This window comes from Pseudoalteromonas sp. BMB, from assembly GCF_001709235.1.
Lineage (GTDB): Bacteria > Pseudomonadota > Gammaproteobacteria > Enterobacterales > Alteromonadaceae > Pseudoalteromonas > Pseudoalteromonas maricaloris.
The window spans coordinates 1-1,469 of record NZ_MBQA01000010.1 but is presented as its reverse complement, the minus strand read 5'-3'; the positions used below and the strand labels follow the sequence as shown (position 1 = coordinate 1,469).

5 tRNA genes are annotated in these 1,469 nt (G+C 44.5%); 4 read left to right on the top strand and 1 reads right to left on the bottom strand.

The window, feature by feature from the left end:
• Positions 1–58: 58 nt before the first annotated feature.
• A tRNA-Val gene (locus BB427_RS01295) sits at positions 59–134 on the bottom strand.
• 533 nt (positions 135–667) lie between these two features.
• Between BB427_RS01295 and BB427_RS01290 the strand changes: the two genes are divergently transcribed.
• The 4 genes from BB427_RS01290 to BB427_RS01275 all read left to right on the top strand — a co-directional run bounded on the left by BB427_RS01290 (position 668) and on the right by BB427_RS01275 (position 1,369).
• Positions 668–743, top strand: a tRNA-Ala gene (locus tag BB427_RS01290).
• Between the two features lie 75 nt (positions 744–818).
• A tRNA-Glu gene (locus BB427_RS01285) sits at positions 819–894 on the top strand.
• 162 nt (positions 895–1,056) lie between these two features.
• A tRNA-Glu gene (locus tag BB427_RS01280) sits at positions 1,057–1,132 on the top strand.
• A gap of 161 nt (positions 1,133–1,293) precedes the next feature.
• Positions 1,294–1,369: transfer RNA gene (locus BB427_RS01275), tRNA-Glu, on the top strand.
• The last annotated feature ends 100 nt before the right edge of the window (positions 1,370–1,469 follow it).

Sequence of the window (1,469 nt, the reverse complement as noted above, 5' to 3'; positions counted from 1 at the left end):
GTTTCAATTTATACTCTTGAATAGAGTTTAATGTCCAATTCTAATCTAAGAGTAGAAGTGGTGGGTTGTACTGGACTTGAACCAGTGACCCTCGCCTTGTAAGGGCGATGCTCTCCCAACTGAGCTAACAACCCAAATTGTGTTTCAACGTCTGCCGTTGTGGGGCGGTATTATAGGTTTAGTTTGAAAAGAGTCAACACTTAACTTTAAAAAACTATACTGTGTGATGTTTTTATGCTCAATGCTTTAAGCTCTTCATTATAGAAGAGGTGAGATAGAAGAGGTGAGGGGTCTTATATTTTTGGTCCAAGAATCTCTTAACTAGGGGGAAATAGGTTGCTGAGCTTTGTATGCTATAGCGGGGGATCAAGCTGGATTAGGTACCATGCTGAAAAAGAAAAGAGCCGTAAATCACTCTGGCCTAATTGGATTTAAAACAAAAACGCAGAGGTGCGGTAACTATGCGTTTTAAATTGTGTAATAAATAATCCAATTCAAGGTGTTAGGCTTGCAAAGGGGAGCTGTTTGGTTATATTCTACGCTTCTTGATTTAAAATGAATCAGTTAGAAAAAACTTTCATAAAAGTTGTTGACTTTATTTTTGCTCCTGCATAGAATGCGCCCCGCACTCAGCGATACAGGCTAGCAGTTCAAGTCTGACTATTATGGGGCTATAGCTCAGCTGGGAGAGCGCTTGCATGGCATGCAAGAGGTCGACGGTTCGATCCCGTCTAGCTCCACCAATTTATCGTTAGTGCATATGTCCTAGTACATAATTCAAATGGCAACGCCTCGAGTGCGAAGTTGTTTGATATTGTGTCCCCTTCGTCTAGAGGCCTAGGACACCGCCCTTTCACGGCGGTAACAGGGGTTCGAATCCCCTAGGGGACGCCACTTACTTCAGTAGGTAACTCGGTTGGCAAGAGGATAAACAGCTAAATAAAGTCCTAGTGACACAGAAAAACTTTCTGTTTTTTGATAAGGCCATTCGCCTCGCAGGCTCGGTCTCATCTAACGCAGAAATTGCAAATCAGCGATTTGCAAAACAATTTCTGCGTCCCCTTCGTCTAGAGGCCTAGGACACCGCCCTTTCACGGCGGTAACAGGGGTTCGAATCCCCTAGGGGACGCCACTTACTTCGGTAAGTAACTCGGTTAGCAAGAGAATAAACAGCTAAATAAAGTCCTAGTGACACAGAAAACTTTCTGTTTTTTGATAGGGCCATTCGCCTCGCAGGCTCGGTCTCATCTAACACAGAAATAGCAAATCGATGATTTGCAAAACAATTTCTGCGTCCCCTTCGTCTAGAGGCCTAGGACACCGCCCTTTCACGGCGGTAACAGGGGTTCGAATCCCCTAGGGGACGCCACTTACTTTGGTAAGTAACTCGGTTAGCAAGAGAATAAACAGCTAAATAAAGTCCTAGTGACACATCTGTGTCCCCTTCGTCTAGAGGCCTAGGACACCGC